This window comes from Nostoc sp. UHCC 0251 (assembly GCF_034932245.1).
GTDB lineage: Bacteria > Cyanobacteriota > Cyanobacteriia > Cyanobacteriales > Nostocaceae > Nostoc.
Genome location: NZ_JAYGHD010000004.1, coordinates 20170 through 40820 on the forward strand (window position 1 = coordinate 20170; position 20651 = coordinate 40820).

At 41.5% G+C, this 20651-nt stretch carries 20 protein-coding genes; 9 read left to right on the forward strand and 11 right to left on the reverse strand.

The annotated features are described in order from the left end of the window. Positions 1–16: 16 nt before the first annotated feature. From plsX to VB740_RS01165, 3 genes are all read right to left on the reverse strand, one after another. Positions 17–1039 (reverse strand): phosphate acyltransferase PlsX, encoded by a 1023-nt coding sequence (gene plsX, locus VB740_RS01155; RefSeq protein WP_323198264.1) that lies wholly within the window; start codon positions 1037–1039, stop codon positions 17–19. Between the two features lie 56 nt (positions 1040–1095). After that, the gene (locus VB740_RS01160; protein ID WP_323198265.1) at positions 1096–1227 is read right to left on the reverse strand and encodes a hypothetical protein; all 132 of its coding nucleotides are present in this window, start codon (positions 1225–1227) and stop codon (positions 1096–1098) included. A 94-nt stretch (positions 1228–1321) separates the two neighbouring features. Next, positions 1322–2803, reverse strand: a complete 1482-nt coding sequence (locus tag VB740_RS01165; protein WP_323198266.1) for a leucyl aminopeptidase — start codon at positions 2801–2803, stop codon at positions 1322–1324. A 220-nt stretch (positions 2804–3023) separates the two neighbouring features. Between VB740_RS01165 and VB740_RS01170 the strand changes: the two genes are divergently transcribed. Continuing rightward, the gene (locus tag VB740_RS01170) at positions 3024–3239 is read left to right on the forward strand and encodes a hypothetical protein (protein ID WP_323198267.1); all 216 of its coding nucleotides are present in this window, start codon (positions 3024–3026) and stop codon (positions 3237–3239) included. 141 nt (positions 3240–3380) lie between these two features. Here the strand turns inward: VB740_RS01170 and VB740_RS01175 are convergent, their stop codons facing one another. From VB740_RS01175 to VB740_RS01190, 4 genes are all read right to left on the reverse strand, one after another. After that, positions 3381–4547 carry an EcsC family protein gene (locus VB740_RS01175; protein ID WP_323198298.1) on the reverse strand — a complete coding sequence of 389 codons (1167 nt, stop codon included), beginning with the start codon at positions 4545–4547 and terminating at the stop codon, positions 3381–3383. 206 nt (positions 4548–4753) lie between these two features. Then, the gene (locus tag VB740_RS01180; RefSeq protein ID WP_323198268.1) at positions 4754–5476 is read right to left on the reverse strand and encodes a nuclease-related domain-containing protein; all 723 of its coding nucleotides are present in this window, start codon (positions 5474–5476) and stop codon (positions 4754–4756) included. Between the two features lie 140 nt (positions 5477–5616). Next, positions 5617–6444, reverse strand: a complete 828-nt coding sequence (locus tag VB740_RS01185; RefSeq protein WP_323198269.1) for an alpha/beta hydrolase — start codon at positions 6442–6444, stop codon at positions 5617–5619. A gap of 158 nt (positions 6445–6602) precedes the next feature. Next, positions 6603–7328, reverse strand: coding sequence for a 1-acyl-sn-glycerol-3-phosphate acyltransferase (locus VB740_RS01190; RefSeq protein ID WP_323198270.1), 726 nt, complete (start codon positions 7326–7328; stop codon positions 6603–6605). Positions 7329–7701: 373 nt separating this feature from the next. On the opposite strand from VB740_RS01190, the gene metG reads away from it, so the two are divergent. From metG to menH, 5 genes are all read left to right on the forward strand, one after another. After that, on the forward strand, positions 7702–9306 hold the full coding sequence (gene metG / locus VB740_RS01195; RefSeq protein ID WP_323198271.1) for a methionine--tRNA ligase: 1605 nt from the start codon (positions 7702–7704) through the stop codon (positions 9304–9306). 166 nt (positions 9307–9472) lie between these two features. Further along, on the forward strand, positions 9473–10102 hold the full coding sequence (locus VB740_RS01200; protein WP_323198299.1) for an NYN domain-containing protein: 630 nt from the start codon (positions 9473–9475) through the stop codon (positions 10100–10102). After that, positions 10102–11310, forward strand: a complete 1209-nt coding sequence (gene lptC / locus VB740_RS01205) for an LPS export ABC transporter periplasmic protein LptC (protein ID WP_323198272.1) — start codon at positions 10102–10104, stop codon at positions 11308–11310. The genes VB740_RS01200 and lptC overlap by 1 nt, the downstream gene beginning before the upstream one ends. Before the next feature lie 202 nt (positions 11311–11512). After that, positions 11513–11914, forward strand: a complete 402-nt coding sequence (locus tag VB740_RS01210; RefSeq protein ID WP_323198273.1) for a metal-sensing transcriptional repressor — start codon at positions 11513–11515, stop codon at positions 11912–11914. 239 nt (positions 11915–12153) lie between these two features. After that, positions 12154–12966 carry a 2-succinyl-6-hydroxy-2,4-cyclohexadiene-1-carboxylate synthase gene (menH, locus tag VB740_RS01215; RefSeq protein WP_323198274.1) on the forward strand — a complete coding sequence of 271 codons (813 nt, stop codon included), beginning with the start codon at positions 12154–12156 and terminating at the stop codon, positions 12964–12966. 7 nt (positions 12967–12973) lie between these two features. Here the strand turns inward: menH and VB740_RS01220 are convergent, their stop codons facing one another. After that, complete coding sequence (locus VB740_RS01220) at positions 12974–13624, reverse strand: glycoside hydrolase family protein (RefSeq protein ID WP_323198275.1); 651 nt, start codon at positions 13622–13624, stop codon at positions 12974–12976. A 418-nt stretch (positions 13625–14042) separates the two neighbouring features. Here VB740_RS01220 and VB740_RS01225 point away from each other — a divergent pair, with 418 nt between their 5' ends. After that, the gene (locus VB740_RS01225) at positions 14043–14507 is read left to right on the forward strand and encodes a DUF29 domain-containing protein (RefSeq protein WP_323198276.1); all 465 of its coding nucleotides are present in this window, start codon (positions 14043–14045) and stop codon (positions 14505–14507) included. 506 nt (positions 14508–15013) lie between these two features. Here the strand turns inward: VB740_RS01225 and VB740_RS01230 are convergent. Next, positions 15014–15673, reverse strand: a complete 660-nt coding sequence (locus VB740_RS01230) for an NAD(P)H-binding protein (RefSeq protein WP_323198277.1) — start codon at positions 15671–15673, stop codon at positions 15014–15016. Between the two features lie 178 nt (positions 15674–15851). On the opposite strand from VB740_RS01230, the gene VB740_RS01235 reads away from it, so the two are divergent. Next, on the forward strand, positions 15852–16526 hold the full coding sequence (locus VB740_RS01235; RefSeq protein ID WP_323198278.1) for a DUF1997 domain-containing protein: 675 nt from the start codon (positions 15852–15854) through the stop codon (positions 16524–16526). A 64-nt stretch (positions 16527–16590) separates the two neighbouring features. On the opposite strand, the gene VB740_RS01240 is transcribed toward VB740_RS01235, so the two are convergent. Then, positions 16591–17061: a DUF4079 domain-containing protein gene (locus tag VB740_RS01240; protein ID WP_323198279.1), complete on the reverse strand. Its 471-nt coding sequence runs from the start codon at positions 17059–17061 to the stop codon at positions 16591–16593. 298 nt (positions 17062–17359) lie between these two features. Between VB740_RS01240 and VB740_RS01245 the strand changes: the two genes are divergently transcribed. Beyond that, entirely contained in the window at positions 17360–18643 is a 1284-nt protein-coding gene (locus VB740_RS01245) for an ankyrin repeat domain-containing protein (RefSeq protein ID WP_323198280.1), read from the forward strand. A 548-nt stretch (positions 18644–19191) separates the two neighbouring features. On the opposite strand, the gene VB740_RS01250 is transcribed toward VB740_RS01245, so the two are convergent. Continuing rightward, positions 19192–20583, reverse strand: coding sequence for a PP2C family protein-serine/threonine phosphatase (locus tag VB740_RS01250; RefSeq protein ID WP_323198281.1), 1392 nt, complete (start codon positions 20581–20583; stop codon positions 19192–19194). Between the last annotated feature and the right edge of the window lie 68 nt (positions 20584–20651).

Here is a 20651-nt window from a genome sequence, read left to right on the forward strand (position 1 = left end):
ACTTATGACTGAATCGCTAACCGCTTTCGCGCTCTAGGATATATTGGGACTGAATTCGTTGTAACACCTGGTTGTCAACAGCTTCTTTAGCCATGCGAATTGCATTAAAAATTGAAGGAGCTTGTGAGCTACCGTGACCGATAAAACAGACTCCCGCCACGCCTAACAACAAAGCACCACCATGTTCTGCATGATCCATGCGTTGCTTAACTCGCTTCAGGTTTGGTTTTAAGAATGCTGAACCGATTTGACCGTGCAATCCTTGGGGTAATTCTTCCCGCAGAATTTGCAAAATCACTTCTCCGACTGCTTCGGCAAATTTTAATAAGACATTTCCTACAAAGCCGTCACAGACAATCACATCAAAGCGGCCGGAAAGCACATCACGCCCTTCGGCATTGCCAATAAAATTAATTTGGGAATTTTCGCGGAGTAATTGGTGGGCGCGGACGGCTGCATCATTGCCCTTAGAGTCTTCTTCACCAATATTCAACAAACCCACTTTAGGTTCGGTTGTACCTAAGACATATTGACTGTAAGCCGAACCCATGACGGCAAATTGCTCTAAAAATTTAGGACGGCAATCTACATTCGCGCCGACATCAAGTACCAACACTGGCTTACCGGCAATAATTGTGGGAAAAACAGTCCCGATGGCTGGGCGGTCAATTCCCGGCAATCGTCCTAAGCGGAGCAAAGCTGATGCCATAGCTGCCCCAGAGTGACCAGCAGAAAATACGGCATCTGCCTTTTGCTGCTTAACTAAATCCATCGCCACATTGATAGAAGCCTTGCGTTTGCGTCTAACTGCATTTAAAGGCTCCTCATCCATAGCGATCGCTTCCTCAGCAGGAACGATTTCCATCTGCCCTAAATTCGTTTTTGGCGGCAAGGCAGCTTCTATTTGTTGGGGATCACCAACAAGTAATACATCTACACCCAACTCTTCCCCTGCTCGCAGTGCGCCAGCAACGATTTCACCGGGTGCGTGATCCCCTCCCATTGCGTCAATTGCGATCCGTACGCGAGTCGATCCCATTGCTCAAAGCTTTTAGAAACCTTACAAATTTTACCAGATGGCTTTGCCGAAAAAGCTTAACTTTCTGACTGCCAAATTACTTCTGTTACTATTGCAACAATTTTTGCTGGCAAGCTCAAGATAGCACGAATTTGGGCATTGGGCATTGGGCATTGGGCATTGGGCATGGGGCATTGGGCATTGGGCATTGGGCATTGGGCATTGGTTATAGATTCTTCTTCCTCTGCTCCCCCTGCTCCCTCTGCCTCCCCTGCTCCCCCTGCTCCCCCTGCTCCCTACTCCCTACTCCCCACTCCCTTCTACCCAATTAACTAACGTCCGAACACCGTAGCCGGTTGCTCCAGCGCCGTTGTAGCCATTTTCTTTATCTGTCCATACTGGGCCAGCAATATCTAAATGCGCCCAAGGTGTTTCTTTGACGAATTGCTTAAGGAAAAGGGCAGCAGTAATGGAACCACCTGGACGCGGGCCAGTATTTTTCATGTCCGCGATACCAGACTTTAGTCCTTCAAAATATTTTTCTTCCATTGGCATCCGCCAAATCTTTTCTCCTGAAGTTTGGGCAGCTTTCTCTAACTGGGAAGCTACAGCATCGTCGGGGGTGTACAAACCAGCAATATCTTCACCCAAGGCAATAACGTTAGCACCGGTTAGGGTGGCTAAATCCACGATCGCATCTAATCCCAATTTTTCGGCATACACTAAGGCATCTGCTAGGGTCAAACGTCCTTCAGCATCGGTGTTGTTCACTTCGATTGTTTTGCCGTTTGATGCTGTGAGAATGTCTCCAGGGTGCATGGCGCGACCGCTAATCATGTTTTCAGCTACCGCCGAGATAAAGTGAACCTCAACATCTGGCTTAATTTGAGCAATTGCTTTTGCCGCCCCTAAGGTAGCAGCTGCACCGCCCATATCAATTTTCATGGTTTCGATGCCGCTACCTGCACCTTTAATGTTGAGTCCCCCGGAATCAAAGGTTACACCTTTGCCAATTATTGCCAGTTTCTTTTTGGGTGTACCTTCTGGCTTGTAAGTCAGGTGAATAAATTTAGGTGGCAACTCGGAAGCTTGCGCGACTCCCAAAAAAGCACCCATACCTAACTTTTCACAGTCTTCTTTTTCCAGAATTTTTACTTGTAAGCCGTAATCTTTAGCGATCGCTTGAGCAGTTTCTGCCAAAGTAATTGGTGTTACTGCATTAGCTGGTGCTGCTACTAACTGCCGTGCCAAGTTTACCCCTGACACGATTTGATTGGCGCGGGTGATGGCTGCTTCTTGTCCAACAAATCCCAGTAAATCTACGGTTTCTATTTGTGAACCTTTATCTTCTGGTTCTGATTTAAAGCGATTATCTTGGTAAAGCGCCAATTCTACACCTTCTGCGATCGCTTGGGCACTTGCGGCTGGATCGTTATTCCACAATGGGAAACTAAATCCCAAAATTTTGCTTTTTTGCTTTTTTGCTACTCTGGCTACGGCAGCAGCAGCGCGTCGCAAAGTGTCAAGCTTTAGTGCATCTGCTTTACCTAAGCCTACCAAAATCAATTTCCGCACCGGGCTACCAGGATTCACACGCGTGAAGATCGTACTATTGGCTTTACCTTTAAATTCTTCTTCAGCAATGAGTTCTTTTAATACCCCGGAAAACTTTTGATCTAAAGTTGCCAATTCTCCAGTTAACTCTACTGCATCTTCAAATAATCCAATTGCCAAACTATCGCCTGCCCACTCTAGCAAAGGCTTATCACTAGGTTGAATTTTCATGTTGGTATTTTGTGTAAATATTCCTTCTTGTACCAGTATTGCTCAAAATTCTGGTTTCAGTATAGGGGGGGTCGGGAGTGGGGAGTGGGGAGCAGGGGTTAGTATTTATAATTTTAGTGCTGAGAGTGTCAATCGATAATACTGATAAACATTTAATTCAAAAGGCTGATGCACGCTACAAGAGTCATCTTAAAAAATTAAAAGAGGAAGGGTAAGAAGAATGGGTAAAAGCCTAAGAGAAAAAATTAAAGAACAGCCAATAGAAAGCCAAATAAAAATTAAAAGCCGCGCTCATGAATTAATAGCTCAGGAATTAACTAGGCAAAAACTTAGACTAGATAAACAACAACTTAAAAATCGAGTGAGAAAAGGAAAAGGTTTTAAAAAAAGAGAGGTAGTTATATTTGGAAAGATTAATGATAGAACATTAATTTAGTAAAACACTACAAAAGCCTGTCAAGCCGTTGGAGTTTGGCAGGCTTTAAAGTTATTAAAAATGGCTAGTTCTGTGTTTGATACTCGTGAACTTCGCTGATAACTCCACTTTTTTTACCTCCTCTGCCCAATGCTCTATGCCCTATGCCCCAATTCTATTTGTGTCAATATCAAATTTGCTGGCGATCGCTTCTATTATTTCTTGCTCAACTGCTGTAGTCTTATTGTCAAGCTGGGCAATTTTTTCACACTGAGCGAGCAAGGGTATAGCAAAGTCACGATTTAGCTGATTGAGCAGTACATCTAAAGATTTAGGTGATTTGATATTTTGGGCAATGGCATCCAACGAGGTAGGACTGAGTTTTACAGCTTGTAATTCTGGCAAAATTTCTTCCCAAGTCTTCTCTGGATGAGCGGCAAGAATCATGTGAACTAAAATTTGATCCATGACGGCTTGTTGAGCGATCGCAGTTTCTAAATACTTTTCACTCTCTGCTTTTAATGTTGCTAGTGTCTGTGGTGATGCTAGGGAAGTTGATTCATCTAGCTTGGCTTCGTAAAATCGACAAGCAGCATACCCTAATGAATAGATCATCGTTGCATTTGAACTAGCTGCGATCGCTGCACCCGCCAAGGGTATATTTCGCAGCAAACCTAATCCCGCAGCTTTCAATAGACGGCCTCCACCCAAACCCAGACCAAAAATTGCCAACACTTCACCTTTACGGGCGGAATCTTTTAAATCTAGCCCGTAGACAGATGCAATCTGATAAAGCATTTCTGACTGCAATTTGGTTGTGGCTGTTAAATCAATTGCTAACAATGCAACTGCTACTCCTGGCAAAACACTTGTTGCTAGTCCAACTGTGCCTGCTTGAGCTGCTTTTTCCACCATGATTCGGTGAGCAATCTGACTAGGTGATTCATTTGGATACTGTTGCTTGAGCTTGTTTGCCGCAACTTCTGCTTTTTCCAAATCAACAGCGTCAGTAGTACCAATTAGCCAATTTAGATTTAATACTCCAGATAGTTTTCTAATCAGCCAATTTTCACTCAGGTGATTCACAATCTGACCACTGGTTTGAGTTGTTTGCTCAATTAATTTGTGTGTTTGTTTTGCCGTCGCTTCTCCTACCCCTAGTGCTGTGTCTAAAACTGCTTTGCCAGTCTCAGCAACAGTTTTAACAAAAGACTCTAATATAGACGGTTCATTTTCTACTGATGATTGAGTCTGGATTTTTCTTTCTGAAGTTTTTCTAGGTGAATTAACTGATTTATTGACCTCTATTTCTTGGGGTTTGTCTGTCATTGCTTGCCACCATCTTGTAAAGCCTCTCTCTTTTGGTTGTAGCGAAAGTTTGAGTGGCTTGACATCTGCCGAGAAGTACAAGTTATAGATTAATAATTCCTGCCACGCTTTCACAGAAAGTCAATTTAATTCATGAATTACCCTTAAGAAAATCAGGGTTTAGGCTATAGTTTGCGTAAGTCCTGCTTAAGTGCGATCGCACTTACTCAAACTATAGGATTCTGCCGCTTAACTGGTTTGGGCTTAGGAATTGGGATAGTATTTGTAGGAAATGTCAAGTTTTCAACGGCTTGGGCAATTGCCTCTACTTGCATTGGTGTTAAACAATCACGAGAGTTATTTATTATCTGTAGCAGTGCAGGGATACCTTGTAAAACTGGAACTGAGCAATCATTTGCTCCTATCCATTTAGCAATTGGGAATACCACTGGAGCCGAAACAAATCCATTAGGAAGATTAGGCATTAATGAAGTAATCCACTGACTAAACATTTTTTGATGGTAAATACTTTGAGAAGTAGGACTACCAGAAACTGCTACCCAGTTGTTACCTTCACGCCGTTTCCATTTATCTTTGTAAGCACTAAATGATCCTTTCCATGTTTTGACCTCTACTAAAAACACACCACCCTCACCAATAATTAGATGATCTATTTCCGTTAAAGAGCCGGAGTTAGTAGGGATTAAAGCATTATTAAATATCACCCATGTATCTGGAAAAGATTCCAAAAGTAGTGATACTACCCATTCCCCCATATTACCTTTGAATTTATTTCTGGCTTGGTTAAATTCAAATATGAATGAACCCATACCACCCAAAAATCCATGACCTAATGTTTCATGAATTTCTTGGTGTTTGGTAGATTTTTTTGTGTCTATTTTCTGCTGGAATACTGCCCTAAGTGAGGGTGATTGTTGAAGAGTTTTCATAAAATTCTGGTAGCCTTTTTCAATGTTCGCTATTTTTAGGCTTCCCAGAAAAAGCAAAAAAATACTATGAAACCACGTTTTCAGTATATGAACTGATGAAATGCTTAGGCGCAGCCCGCCGTAGGCATGGCCTCTTTACCCTATCCTCTTAACTCTAACCCAGTACTTATATCAGCATTACTTTCTAAAAAGTCATTAGCCTGAAGAATTTCATAGAGATTAATATCTTCCTCTAGCAAGCAAGCGTGTCCGCAATTAGGTAACACCACAATTTTGGTATTTGGTAAGATATTCCCTATCCGCTTCACTTCAGTTACAGAAGGTAAAAGGCGATCGCTACCACCGGCAATCAGCAAAACTGGTTGAGTTAAGCGACCTAACTTTTCGTCATCTACTTCAAATTCTCGCAGTAAAGACAACCGCCAAAGAACGGTTTCTGACGGGACAGAACGCATAGTTTTCAGCAGTTCATGGCGATCGCTCCGGGAAATGCGTGGTAAAGATGCTAGAAACGGCAACAATCCCAGTGCGCCGACATCATACAACTCTGATGGCACTAAGTAAGTAAGTTGAGATGCCCAATTCAACCAAGGGCGAAGACGAAAGGACGAAGCTGGGTTAATTAAGATGATTCGCTTAAATAAATGCGGCGTTTGGATCGCTACTTTCATTGCCAAGCAACCACCAAACGACTCACCACACAGATAAACTGGTCTGTGAGAGCTTTTTTCTAATTCGGCGTGGATCAAGTCCAATACACTCTTAGCTAGCACATCCCAAGTGTTAAGGTCTTTACGTGGGATCGCCAAACAACGGACATCAAAGCCAGTTTCTAATCCAACGGTTTGCGATCGCAATAGTTGACCAGTTCCATCCATTCCTGGCAAATATACCAACAACGGATACTCTGGCTTTACTCGTTTAGGAGTCAGGAAACAAGGCTTTAGCTCAACTTCTGAAATAGTCATTGGTCATTAGTCATTGGTCATTGGTCAATGGTATAAAACTTTTGGACTGCTGATTGTTGCTTTTACGAGCTTTGGTACTTTTGAGCAAAAACAAGGAAAGTTTCAGAGCAAGCTACTGCAAGTGATGGGGACAATCCAAAAATAAAAAACGAATGGCTTTAATAGCAACCTTGACGCAGTAAATTGCTAATTTCACCATGACAGTGTTCTGTCAGTTCAGCGACAACAGTTCTGGCTTGTTTGCCGTGATATTGTTTTTGATGTTGGGGCGTAATCCAATAAGGGCGACCGATTAACACTGCAACCCGACGATAAAGTACCAGAGGATGCCAACCATTTTGATTAAATAAAGGTTCTGAAGGGTCAAATAGACTCAAAAGCCTTAAGGGGAAACCAGAAGTGTTTACCTCTTCTAAGGAGGCGATCGCGATCGGCAAAATTGCTAAATCCTGCACATCGGCTCGCAATGCTAAATGGGCAAATCCCCGCTGAAAGTCGCCCACCATATTTGGCATAGTAAATTTCACCATTGGTTCAGTCCCTTCTGGAAATACTCCCACCATCTGCTTGGACTGCAATAGTAACTGTGACTGCGAAAAAAAGCTTTGCTGGCGGTTTTGAGTTTCTTCCAAAGGGAAACACCCCAATTGACCGGTGACAATCTCCCGCATTACAGGCACTTGTCCCATATAGTGATGGCAAGCAAAGCGAATCGGACTCGATAATGCCGCCATTAAAATCAGCGCATCCATAAAGCTACGGTGATTGCTGACTACTAAAACGCTGGCATCCTGGGGAATGCGATCCTCGTAATAACGAAACATTTGGGTTGAAAGCGCCGCCAGGAATGCGCGAGAAATCTCCAGGGGGCTATTTCGACTCATACCTATTCAATATATTTTTCCGGGAAATATGGCAGTTTATCTTAATTTAATTTTTACATTTCTTTACTACTGCCATGACCGTCTTAAGATAGAAATATCTAATCCACAAAACCAGATAGATTTTCTCCATCCTAGATTATGTATTTTTGATTACAATATTTTCTAATAGAAACTATACAAAAAAATTATGATTAGTTAATTTCACTCTTTTAAACAAAAATTAGTTGAATTGATGCATATTGCAAAACAATTTTTGAGCTAAAAAATTTGCTACTATTTAAGGTAATATTGGAAAAAATAGAAAAAATATTGTATAATTGCGTGGTTTTTCCGATAAACAGTAAAACGTTTTATAAGTTAATTTTTATTTTCCATGAATCTAGTGAATAAAAAAGAATTGACATTTGCACTAACAACACCGCTATATTATGTAAACGATGTACCTCATATAGGCAGTGCTTATACGACGATCGCAGCAGATGTAGTCGCACGATTTCAAAGGCTGCTGGGGCATCGGGTATTGCTGATTACAGGTACAGATGAACATGGGCAAAAAATTCAGCGTTCGGCAGAAAGTTTAGGTAAAGCGCCACAAGAGTTTTGCGATGAAATTGTGCCTAACTTCGTAAGTTTGTGGCAGTTACTTGATATTCAATACGATCGCTTTAGTCGGACTACTGCTGCTCGTCATGAAGCGATCGTCAAAGAATTCTTTGAGCGAGTATGGAAATCTGGTGATATTTACCAGGGACAACAAAAAGGCTGGTACTGCGTATCCTGCGAAGAATTCAAAGAAGAACGGGATCTTCTAGAAGGACACCGTTGCCCCATTCATACTAACAAAGAAGTTGAGTGGCGAGACGAACAAAACTATTTTTTTCGGTTATCCAAATATCAAACTAAGCTGACAGAATTTTATCAATCTCGACCGGATTTTATTCAACCAGAAAGTCGGCGCAACGAAGTCCTCAACTTTGTAAATCAAGGGCTACAAGACTTTTCAATTTCACGTGTAAATCTAGATTGGGGCTTTCCTGTACCAGTTGATCCCAAGCACACCCTTTATGTCTGGTTTGACGCGTTGCTAGGTTATGTAACGGCATTACTCGAACCAGATGCAGAACCGACTTTAGCAAATGCTTTAGAAACATGGTGGCCAATCAACCTGCACCTAATTGGTAAGGATATTTTGCGCTTCCATGCAGTTTACTGGCCAGCAATGCTGTTGTCGGCTGGCTTACCCTTGCCAGAGCGAGTATTTGGGCATGGCTTTTTGACCAAAGATGGGCAGAAGATGGGCAAAAGTCTGGGTAATACCCTTGATCCGATAGCGTTAGTTCAACGTTATGGTAGTGATGCCGTTCGTTATTACTTCCTTAAGGAAATCGAATTTGGCAAGGATGGAGATTTTAATGAAGTAAGGTTCATTAATGTTCTGAATGCAGATTTGGCAAATGATTTAGGTAATTTGCTCAATCGCACTTTGAACATGGTGAAGAAATACTGCGCTGATAATAATGTCCCATCAATCGGCAATGAAGCAATTCCTGACGGAAATCCTTTGAAAACAATTGGTTTACGTCTAGGAGAACAGGTAAAACAAGCCTATGAGGAGTTAGCTTTCAGTCAAGCCTGCGAAGCCATTTTTTCACTGGTGCAAGCCAGTAATAAGTTTATTGATGAACAAGCTCCTTGGTCATTATATAAACAGGGACAGCAGGAGTCGGTGGAAAAAGTTCTCTACGCAGTTCTAGAATCAGTTAGACTAGCAGCTTATCTGCTATCCCCAATTATTCCGAACATCAGTAGCGATATTTATCAGCAGTTGGGCTTTGGAATAAACTTTAACGATCAAATACAAAGTTCAGTTAGCGCTCCTTTTGCCACCCATGCAACATGGGGGATACTATCTAGTAAACAACAGTTGGGTACACCCCAACCGATTTTTAAGCGAATAGAACCCCCGAAAAACGATTAATCCTTATCAAACTCTGATTTTGTTCAATTTCTTATTTTCTCAAAAAATTTATCGTGGCTCAATTTAAATTAGCCGCGGAACATTATCATAAGCCGCTGTGACTAGCATCTAAAAGTTGGTAATTTGTATCAAAAATAACAGGGATAAAAATTGAGGTATCACAATGATGTTGAATAATTTGGAAAACGATTCAATATTTACGCCAGAACAAGTTTTGGAGAATCGGGGTAGGGTCGCCATATTTATTGATGGCTCAAATCTATTTTACGCTGCACTGCAACTAGGGATTGAAATCGATTACACGAAGCTATTGTGCCGATTAACTGGAGGTTCTAGACTACTGCGGTCTTTTTTCTACACTGGTGTAGACAGAACAAACGAGAAACAACAGGGGTTTTTGCTGTGGATGCGTCGCAATGGCTATCGAGTCATTGCTAAGGATTTAGTCCAGCTACCAGATGGCTCTAAAAAAGCTAACCTGGATGTAGAAATAGCAGTAGACATGATGGCGTTAGTAGATTCTTATGATACCGCAGTTTTAGTCAGCGGTGATGGGGATTTGGCATACGCGGTAAATTCAGTCAGTTATCGTGGCGTGCGGGTAGAAGTAGTGAGCTTGCGTTCGATGACCAGCGACAGCTTAATTAATGTAAGCGATCGCTACATTGATTTAGAAGCCATCAAAGAAGATATTCAGAAAACCCCTCGCCAAAGCTATCCATACCGACCGTTATCTGGTATCGGTTTTTTGGAAGATTCCAGAACTAGTGATGGACACTTAGAAATCCAAGAATAATGGCGCATCAATTTCATCAAAAGGGGAGACTAGGAAAGAGAAAAATTCAAAATTTCTCCTCCACTCCCTCTTTTCTTATTTTACCTTTGACCTTTTTCTTGGTATTTGGTTTAGTTAGCTGCGGGGATAAATCCCCTCAAGCTTCCCAAGAAGATACTGCGGGTTCATCTAATCAAGATAGCAATTTGACTTTCTTTGATGTCACCTTAGAACAAGCAGATGAGGTGGGACGACCGATTTGGAAAGTCCAAGCTAAACAGGCTAAATACACCAAAGAAAAACAAATTGGTCAAGCTGAAAGTCCTTATGGTGAATTATATCAAGATGGCAAAGTAGTTTACCAAATCAAGGCAGATATCGCAGATATTGAACAAGATGGTAAGCAATTGTTCCTTAAAGGTAAGATATTTGCCACAGACCCTAGTAACGGAATTGTGTTGCAAGGTAATGAATTAGAGTGGCGTCCCCAAGAAGATTTGTTGATTGTCCGCAACCAGATGAACGGTACTCATAAACAACTACAAGCTGTGGCGCAGGAAGCACGAGTTAAAACCCGCGAACAGCGCATCGAATTTTCTGGAGGAGTAGTAGCAACTTCCAACGATCCCCAGTTACAAGTAAGAACCGAACATTTAATTTGGAATATTAAAGAAGAAAAATTGATTGGCGATCGCCCTTTACAAATTGACCGTTATAAAGATAATAAAATTAGCGATCGCGGCAAGGGAAATTCTGGCGAAGTCAACTTAAAAACGAAAATTGCCACTATTCAAAAAAATACTCAATTAGATTTACTAGACCCACCAGTGCAAATAACTAGTAACTCTATGACCTGGAACATGAATGCAGAAACCGTCACTACAAACTCCCCCGTGCGGATGTTCCAACGTGCCGAAAATCTTACCGTCACTGCCAATCAAGGCGAAATGAAAATACCGCAAAAAACGGTTTATTTAACAGGTAATGTCAACGCCATTGGTCAGCGTCGCCAGTCTTTGAAATCTAATACATTAACTTGGTATTTAGATAATAAGTTAGTTGAAGCTAAGGGAAATGTAGTTTATCGACAAGTTGATCCACAATTAAATTTTACAGGTGAAACGGCCGTTGGTAATCTGCAAACAGAAAATATTGTTGTCAAAGGCGGCAGTTCTAGCGGTAGGGTAGTAACAGAAATTATTCCCCAAGAAAGAGCCAATCGTCAGTAGTAGAGTTAAGGGAGTGGGGAGTAGGGAGTAGGGAGTAGGGGGACAAGGTGACAAGGTGATTTGAGTGATAAGTCTTTTTTTTGTTCCCAAATCCTCTTACCCATTCCCCACTACTTCGGCTTCGCTCAGTACAAGTCCCCACTCCCCACTCCCTGCAACGCACTAGGCTAGGATCTTAGTACTACAAGTCTTGTGATAACCCATGAATGGATCAAACCGATTAAGCAATAAATCCTTGCCAATACCCCAGCAAGCAGAACATTCCCACCATCACGATACAAACCACGAGCATAAAGATCATACTCATGGGGCTGGAGAGCCGGCTCATCCTCACGTCCATAGCGAAGAGTCATTACGGCGAATTGCCAATCGATTATCACGGATAGAAGGACATGTTCGTGGTATTAAAACAATGGTGCAGCAAAATAGCCCTTGTCCTGATGTTCTACTGCAAATTGCCGCAGTGCGGGGCGCATTAGATAGGGTAGCGCGAATTGTTTTAGATGAACATTTAACTGAGTGCATTGGTAGAGCTGCACAAGAGGGTAATATTGACGTTGAAATTAAGCAGCTAAAAGCTGCTTTAGATCGATTTTTACCTTAAGAATTAGAAAAATAATGTAAAATACATTTCGCCAAATGGGTGATGTATTAACAGCGATACCTTAAAATTCAGTAGTGCATCGTTATATTCACGCAACATCATATTGCAAACCGATAGACAACCTATTTTAATAGAGCTTTCCTCCTTTTTCCTCGTTTACTTCTAGAAACAGGTAACGGGAAAATAAGCTTATACATAAGATAATTTGCTGTATAGCAACGATGATTTTTAGCTAGACTATGATCATAGAAAACTATCAGTTTCACTATTCTTTAATTGGCAACCCAGACAAAGCAGCGATTCTTTTTTTGCATGGCTTCATGGGTAATATAGGTGAATTTGATGAAGCTATAAAATTACTATCCGACGAATTTTATTATTTAACACTTGACCTTCCTGGACATGGCAAAACTCAAGTTTTGGGTGGGGACGAGTACTATACAATGGAAAACACTGCTCATGCTTTAATCAACTTACTGGATGAGTTAAAAATTGCTAAATGCTTTTTAGTTGGTTATTCAATGGGTGGCAGATTGGCTTTATACCTCACCCTACATTTTCCAGAACGTTTTCATAAAATTGTACTGGAATCTGCTTCCCCAGGTTTGCCAACCGAATTAGAACAATTAAAACGTATTAAAAGTGATACGCAAATAGGCAGAAAATTGGCAATAAGCATTGAAAAAACTGATTGGGCAATTTTTTTATCAAATTGGTATAATCAACCAATTTTTGGTGATATAAAAAATCATCCAGAATACGATCGCATGATAGCAATTCGATTGCAAAATGATCCGCATGAATTAGATAAATCGTTGCGCTTCATGGGCACTGGATGCCAACCTTCTTTATGGCAAAAACTACAAAATAATAAAATTCCTCTGCTATTAATAGTCGGTGAATATGATGAAAAATTTATATCTATCAATACAGAAATGGCTAAAATATGCGAATATGCCCAACTAAAAATAATTAGTAATGCTGGACATAATATTCACTTTGAAAATACCTTGGCATTTGTGGAAAATATCAAGGTTTTTTTGTATGATTAGGATAGCCTCACTGCTTCTTTACTGCCTTGCTGGAAGGAGTTGGGGATGGTGTCAAATTCGGGGCTGTTGGTTGATTAGCTGCGGTCAATTCCTCTTGCAACATTTTCTGATAAATTTTAGGCAAAGAGCTACTAACAGAATTAGTTTCTATGCCATATCCTAAACTTGTCCAAGTGGGGGAAAGCCGCCGCAAAACATCATTTAACTTTCCCTGACGCAACAGTTGAGAAATATCAGTTCCCCAAACTTTAGAATCATTTAACCAGCGATAAACTACTACATCTTGATATTCTGCTTCAAAACTATAAGCAGTCCAAAACATCATCTGCATCGGATTTGGATGATAACGGGGGGCTAAACGATACCAAGTAATGTTGATAATTTGATATCTGCCAGCAGCAGTAGAACAATTACCTGTGTTGGGGCCTGTGACAATTGTGACGCATATCTCAGGATGTCGGCTAAGGTCGTTAACTTGCTTTCCACCGTATAACAACGAATAAGGACGGTTCCCACTGGCCTCACTTGCCGAGATGGTTCGCATTAAAGCGCGGATATAGGGGTCGCCCTGTTTCATAACCAAAGGCGGCTGTTTAACTGCAAAGATGGGATCAGAAGGCGATCGCAAGTCTCCAATATACCATTGGAACAAATACACAAAGCCGAGAAGTGCGGCTATTGGCCCAATAAGTTTTTCAACACCTTTGAATTTAAAGCCTTTCAGAGTGCGACTCCTTCAAATTTGCTCTCTTTGCTAACAACAATCATCGACGAACTTATTCCATTAAAGTTCACATCTAATTGTTAGTTATCATTCCCGATTTGCTCATTTCTTTAAGAATTAGGACAAATGAGCATAAAGAGATACTCCCAACAATACCGACTAAGTATAATATCAATCGCTTCTTGTAGCATCCTACTTCCGATAAGAAATCGCTACCTCACTTAAAATTGTGCTATTTTCGAGTTGCACTTCTAAAACTGATTCATTGCTAAACCCCTGCATTTTGAGTGTGGGATAGTGCGATCGCTAACCTATGTTATAATTAAATGATTAATTTTCCGAGTGATTAGCTATGACAACAGAAATATTAAAATCTGTTGAACCTACCCTTTACGAGGAAGATTATTATTTGTGGGTAGAAACAACACTTAAACAATTAGAAAATAAAGATATTGAAAATCTGGATTGGCAACATTTAGCAGAAGAAATTGAAGCTTTGGGAATTGAACAAAGACGAAAAGTAGAAAGTTATTTAAAACAATTATTAATTCATCTTTTACTTTATCGTTATTGGGAAACTCAAAAAGAAGATTGTCAACGAGGCTGGCAAATAGAAATAACTAATTTCCGTGATGAGCTAGAATTTTCTTTTCGTTCCAAAACACTTTATAACTATTCTATTAACTGCTTAGATGCAGTTTATATTAAAGCCAGAAGACAAGCAATTCAAAAAACAGCTTTACAGCCGGAAACTTTTCCAGAAAAATGCCCTTTTACTCCTGAAGAAATTTTCAATAATGAGTACTTTCCAGAGTAAAAGTGATTTTGTATCGCTTTTTGTGAAGACGAAAGTAATGAGAGAGCGTAGTTTACCGCCGTAGGCATCGCTCGTCTATCGTTAATCAGTGTAGGGGTAAAGCGCATTGCGCTTTACCCTTTTGGTTGTGGGATGGAGCGAACATTGATTGACGCGCTCATTCTGGTAAAGTTCACTCCAATAGAAACCGACTGTTCGTAGGGGCACGGCATTGCTCATACGTGTCAACTTAACGTTAAACCCTGTTACCGCAAGGAACTGAAGTTCCTTGCTAATAGCAAAAGTCATCTGAAGATGACTAAATATCCCCGAAATTTTGAGTCTACTTTAGTAGACTTGGGCTATTAGCCTGAGAATTCATTCTCAGGCGGGCGACAAAGCTAACAGAGAGGCTATTTTTAGCTTAAGTTGACACTTACTTATGAGCAATACTGTGCCCAAAACGCGTTTTTTATCCAAGCAAGACACGCTATAAGAGTTTTAACCCCTAACTCCCCAGTGGTTAATTACGCGACATTGGCAAATAATTCCCCAAAAGTTTTGGAGGTAGCTTCAGGTTTGGCAACAATTTCAACAATTTTATTGCGTGCATCTACTTCAAACAGCGCCTCAACAGCAACTTGGGCAACTTTTTGTCTGGGGATGCTACCGTCAAACAGTGTATCAGCACTCTGCATCACGATCGCGTCGGAGTTATCCTCATTCTTCAACCCCCCAGGCCGCACAATCGTATAGGTAAGACCACTTTTCTGGATGTACTCTTCAGCTTGCTTTTTCCACACTAAAATCAGCCAAAACAAATTCAGTGGATGGAATAACTGCGAAGTACACAAAGAAGAAACTAAGACCAAATGCTCAATTCCCTTTGCCTTGGCAGCTTCTACTAAATTTTTAGTCCCTTCAAAATCGACTTTATAGGGGCCAGTGGGGTCAAAGCTAGGTTTTGCACCAGTAGCAACCAACAAAACTGTGCTATCTCCCAACGCAGCAGTTAAACTTTCTGGTTGTAATACGTCGCCTACTACCAATTCAGCTTCAGGAGACAGAATACCCTTAGCTTTGTCTATATCCCGCACCAGGGCTATGACGGGAATATTCCGCGCTATCAACTCTTGCACAATCCGGCGACCTGTTTCACCCGTTGCCCCTGCTACAAATGCTTTCATGAGAAATGCTATCCTGGGAAACTATTGTGTGCTTGTTCAGTTCTTTATTTTAGTAATTCTATGGAGTTGATGGCAGATTAATGAGGTTTCGGTCAAAATAGGATCTTAGTGCGAAATCACCCAGGCATGTGGGGAATTATTAATATAGACGAACGCCAAAGTATACATTAATGCATTTATGCTTTCAAGAAAAGGCGAATATAAATCCTGGGAAATAACAGAAGCAGTTTTACCTGTAGCCTCCAGCCAAGAAGAAGCCGAGGAAACATTAATAGAAGCCAATGTAGCGACGCTCACAACATTTTACGGTCGTTATCAAGATTTTATGGAAATGCCTGCCCCAGCAGATAAGGTTGCTGAGTATCTTAATGCTCACTCTTCATGGTTTTCGCGTTGCGCTGAACCCATGAAGGTGCAACCATTGGGGGAAAATGGCTACGCTTTAGTAATTGGTCGTTTTGGTGCTTTTGGTTATGATGTTGAACCAAAAATTGGTTTAGAATTGTTGCCCCCAGAGCAGAGTATTTACCGCATCCGTACAATCCCCATTCCTGATTACCAACCGCCTGGTTATGACGTAGATTATCGGGCATCTCTACAGTTAATAGAAAACGATGCTTGCACTAGCGTTGGTGAGATTACCAGAGTTGAGTGGGAATTGGATTTAATGGTTTATTTGCACTTTCCCAGGTTTATTCAGCGATTACCCAAGTCTATAATTCAATCTACAGGCGATCGCTTACTTAACCAAATTGTCCGCCAAGTCTCCCGCCGCTTAACTCGCAAAGTTCAGGAAGATTTTCATAAATATTTGGAAATACCCTTTCCTGCTAATTCTAAGCAAAAGCGGTGAGTCAACAGTTCTTTGTCATTTGTCATTATCTTTTGACAAATGACAAAGGAAAAATGACAAAGGACTAAGCTTTAGTGAGAATTCTTTGGACAATTTGCACCCCGGTAACAGCCTGCCAAGCAAAAAGTCCTAAAAGTGTGAAATTTACCAGAATGTGAGTTGCACGTGCCCAATTTGCCCCTTTTTGCATATAAGGCGACAAAGCAGCAGAACATGCAATCAGACCCGTCATGCCCAGTCCTGCCAGCAGGTGAGGCCCGACAAATAACTTGCCATTATTGATATAAGTGACACCCATACCTCCAATTGCACCTACTACCATCACAGCTAGGAGTATAGAACCGATTTGGTAGTGTCTGACGTTATATCTACCTTTAATCAGTTCTTTCTTTTCTTCACCCTGAGCATTTCTGGTACGCTGTAGTTGCAGTCCCAAGTAGGCAGCATAAATTGAAAGTACTAATAGCGCCCACATGAGCACCGGATGAAAGAAGTTCAGCCAATATTTCACCGACGCAGAAAGTTCCAGACTCATCGTGTTCTCGCCCAATTATTAAATCTTCATAAAAGTTAGCATAACTCTATTCTTTGTGCTTAAAGTTGCCCAACTTAAAAGAGTCTAAGGGATGAGGAGAGAAGACAAGAGTTAAGCCTCCCTTATCTTTAATTTGCATCCAATCAATAGATAGAATGCTTGCCAAGACTGCGTTTCTTAATTTTCAATTTTCAATTTTCAATTTTTAATTGCATAACCCTCTTGCCAAAGTGGATAAACAATCTCAGACTAAATTTTGAGGTTAGACGAACAAAACCCCCTGTGTGGGATCTCATCCATGACTGAAAACAATGATACTTTGCTGCTAAAAGCTGCTAAAACCGGGGATATTAAGCATCTGTGTGCGCTACTGGCTGCTGGTGCGAGGGTGGACGCGTGCGATCGCCAAGGCACGACGGCGTTAATGTTTGCTGCCAATTTAGGCTACACCGAAATTGTGCGATCGCTGCTAGATGCTGGGGCAAATATCAACTTGCCTAGAAAACTCTATGGTTTGACGGCTTTGATGTTGGCAGCTAGTGCCAAACAGCTTGACATTGTGCAGCTTTTACTATCCAAAGGTGCTGATGTAAATGCCACTAATGAAGATGGCAGCACAGCTTTAATGGCAGCTGTACTCAAAGGTAATCTCGATGTAGTGCGAGTTTTATTGGCTGCTGGTGCGAAGGTGAATATCGCAGATAAAGATGATGATACTGCGTTGAAACTAGCAGTTAAGCAGGGACAAATAGAAGTTTTACAAGCAATTCTGCAAACTGGTGTCGATGTCAATATCCGAGATGAGGAGGGTGAAACACTCTTAACATTAGCGGCGGATTTGGGACATTTGGAGGTGGTGGAAGCACTACTAGCGGCAGGGGCTGATGTGAATTTGAAAAATGCTGATGGTGGAACTGCCTTATCGGCAGCAGCGGCGGCTGGACACAGTGCGATCGCAGCAGCTTTACTGGATCGAGGTGCTAACATCAATCTCCAAGACCAAGATGGTGAAACTGCTTTACACCTTGCCGTTGTGGAAGGCTACATTGATGCCGTACAGCTGCTACTTAACAGGCGTGCAGATGTTCAAATTAGGAACCGCCTGGGGGATACACCACTGCTTGTAGCAGCGTTGCAGGGACACAGCCATATCGTCGAAGCATTACTGCATTCTGGGGCAGATATTAATGGGAAAAACCTTGGTGAAGTACCTTTGACGTTGGCTGTATCACAGGGACATACTCAAACAGTGAAAGTGCTGCTAGAGTATGGTGCTGATGCCAATATTCTGGGCGATGATGGCAAAACTGCTTTGATCAAGGCAACCGAACGCAAATACACAGAGATCATACATTTGCTGCTGGCAAAGGGAGCAGATGTGAATTTTCAAGACTCGGCGAGGGCAACAGCATTGATGTGGGCTGCCTCAGCAGGTTATGGCAAAATTGTGCTGTTGTTACTGCAAGCTGGGGCAGATGTGAATTTGAAAAATCGGGGTGGTTATACTGCTTTGATGATTGCAGAATTTAATGGTTATAAGAATGTGGTGCAGAGTCTGCAAAAAGCTGGGGCGCAAGAATAGCCATTTGAATTATTGTAAAATATTTTCAGAAATATCTTGACAAATAATTAATACCAGGGAGAATTAAAAAGCTAAGTCTAGGCGTAAGAAACAAAGAAAGCAAAACTCCGTCGTAGCTGTTGTGAACTTACTACGGCGGAGAAAGGAAAAATTAAAACGACAAGAGGGAGCAGGCTAAATGCTTGCGTCACAAGGATAGAAAGAAAGCAAAAATGAAGAAGTAAATTTACCTTTTACTTTTTACCTTGTACTTTTACCTTTTACCTAGTCTCCCCCTTGGCGTTTCCTACTGTGCTAGATGTGCAAAATATATAGTTTTTACTTTAAGAGAAAAGTATTCTAAGGATCATTTTTTATGTATCCTCCCAAAGACTGAATATAAATGAATCTGGAAAAAGGTTGATGTGCGACCATTTGGGCGATCGCAAGGGCAAATCCAAGGAAAAATAAATAAAAAATTAAATTTAGTAGAATCACTGTAGTGAATCCCCAGCCACCATCAGTTCAAGCATTGACTGATGACTTCACCAAGCAAAAGTGGCTAATGACTATAAAATTTGCAGAACAACTAGTGTCATATCATCAGTGTTTTGCTTATCAGCACCGATGAATTGCTGAACTTGGTCAAAAAGGTAATCTACAATCTCCTCTGGGCCATTGCAGTACTTGCAAGCCGTATTGAAGCTAGCGACAAAGTTATCTTCGTCGAAGCGATCGCCACCAGCGGCAGCAGCATCGGTCAAGCCATCTGTATAGTAAATAATTGTATCCCCAGGCTCTAACTGTGCCTGAGCATCTTCATATTGGCTGTTAGCATCCAAACCAATTAACATTCCTAGAGTATCTAAACGGCTAACAGTTTTCGTGGCTGCGTGCCACCACAAGGGAGGATTGTGTGCCGCATTGCTATAAGACAACATTCGGTTATGGGGATTATATTCTGAGTAAAATAGTGTTACAAAGCGGTGGGAATTTTCCAAATCCGCATACATAACTCTATTTAAGTTTTGCAGAATCCCGGCTGGGGAATTACCATGTAGCACTTCTCCTCGTAGCATTCCCCGCATCATCGTCATAATCAGCCCTGCGGGAACACCCTTACCCATGACATCTCCAATAACCAAACCCCAGCGACCAGTTTCCGTACCGCTTTTGGCCTTGGCTTGAATCTTATTGTGATTGGTAGCAATAAAGTCGTAGTAGTCTCCGCCGACGCGATTGGCAGGTTTACAGCGTGCCGCCAGAACTGCACCAGGGATTGTGGGACATTGACGTGGCAGAAGTCGCCGTTGAATTTCTGCGCCAATTTCTAGTTCTTGGTCTAAACGTTCTTTTTTTCTTAGTTCTACAGCTAGTTCATCGTTTTCGATTGCTACCGCTGTTTGGTCTGCTACTAACCTAACTAACTTTTGCCTGGTTTCTGTCCAACTATATTCTGGATCGCGGCTCAAGACGTAGAGCCATCCCCGTTCTGTATGCTTCACCAGAATTGCGGTACCAAAGATTTGTACATCTGGCCCCAGATAGCGATGCATCTGGTCATCCAAAATTCCCGTAGCATTCGCTAGAGGGGCAGTATTGGGCAGAAGCGTGATTTGACTAGTGGCGATTTCTAGCGCTTTGCGAATATTCTTTCGTTGACCACTATCTTGCCAATGTAACTGCTCTAACCTAACTTGACCATTAGGTTTGTAGAGAAACAAGGCGCTGCCGTCTGCATCTGTCACTCTTGTTGCCATTAGCGGAATCAGTTCCAAAAACTGATTCAAATTATTGAAACTTCTAAGGGCAAATCCTAAAGAACTTAGCAAATCTTGAATTTTGTTCTGTTCCCGGTGCAACCTTGCCACGAGTTCTTTGAGTGCCACGACTGGTGTGACATCTGTCGCGGTACTACTATTGTTATCAGTGGGTTGAGAGGGCAGTTGAGACACAGGCACGGGTACTATTGCACTTTATATTGGAAGATTTCAGATTACTTATAAATCTTTTGGCTTTGGCATTGCTA

Coding starts and splice junctions, on each gene's coding strand:
- VB740_RS01235 (WP_323198278.1), top strand. CDS start 15,852: ATGCTTTCAAGAAAAGGCGAATATAAATCCTGGGAAATAACAGAAGCA.
- VB740_RS01185 (WP_323198269.1), bottom strand. CDS start 6,444: ATGACTATTTCAGAAGTTGAGCTAAAGCCTTGTTTCCTGACTCCTAAA.
- VB740_RS01245 (WP_323198280.1), top strand. CDS start 17,360: ATGACTGAAAACAATGATACTTTGCTGCTAAAAGCTGCTAAAACCGGG.
- VB740_RS01240 (WP_323198279.1), bottom strand. CDS start 17,061: ATGAGTCTGGAACTTTCTGCGTCGGTGAAATATTGGCTGAACTTCTTT.
- metG (WP_323198271.1), top strand. CDS start 7,702: ATGAATCTAGTGAATAAAAAAGAATTGACATTTGCACTAACAACACCG.
- VB740_RS01175 (WP_323198298.1), bottom strand. CDS start 4,547: ATGACAGACAAACCCCAAGAAATAGAGGTCAATAAATCAGTTAATTCA.
- VB740_RS01190 (WP_323198270.1), bottom strand. CDS start 7,328: ATGAGTCGAAATAGCCCCCTGGAGATTTCTCGCGCATTCCTGGCGGCG.
- VB740_RS01165 (WP_323198266.1), bottom strand. CDS start 2,803: ATGAAAATTCAACCTAGTGATAAGCCTTTGCTAGAGTGGGCAGGCGAT.
- VB740_RS01200 (WP_323198299.1), top strand. CDS start 9,473: ATGTTGAATAATTTGGAAAACGATTCAATATTTACGCCAGAACAAGTT.
- VB740_RS01230 (WP_323198277.1), bottom strand. CDS start 15,673: ATGAAAGCATTTGTAGCAGGGGCAACGGGTGAAACAGGTCGCCGGATT.
- VB740_RS01180 (WP_323198268.1), bottom strand. CDS start 5,476: ATGAAAACTCTTCAACAATCACCCTCACTTAGGGCAGTATTCCAGCAG.
- menH (WP_323198274.1), top strand. CDS start 12,154: ATGATCATAGAAAACTATCAGTTTCACTATTCTTTAATTGGCAACCCA.
- VB740_RS01225 (WP_323198276.1), top strand. CDS start 14,043: ATGACAACAGAAATATTAAAATCTGTTGAACCTACCCTTTACGAGGAA.
- plsX (WP_323198264.1), bottom strand. CDS start 1,039: ATGGGATCGACTCGCGTACGGATCGCAATTGACGCAATGGGAGGGGAT.
- VB740_RS01170 (WP_323198267.1), top strand. CDS start 3,024: ATGGGTAAAAGCCTAAGAGAAAAAATTAAAGAACAGCCAATAGAAAGC.
- VB740_RS01160 (WP_323198265.1), bottom strand. CDS start 1,227: ATGCCCAATGCCCAATGCCCCATGCCCAATGCCCAATGCCCAATGCCC.
- lptC (WP_323198272.1), top strand. CDS start 10,102: ATGGCGCATCAATTTCATCAAAAGGGGAGACTAGGAAAGAGAAAAATT.
- VB740_RS01210 (WP_323198273.1), top strand. CDS start 11,513: ATGAATGGATCAAACCGATTAAGCAATAAATCCTTGCCAATACCCCAG.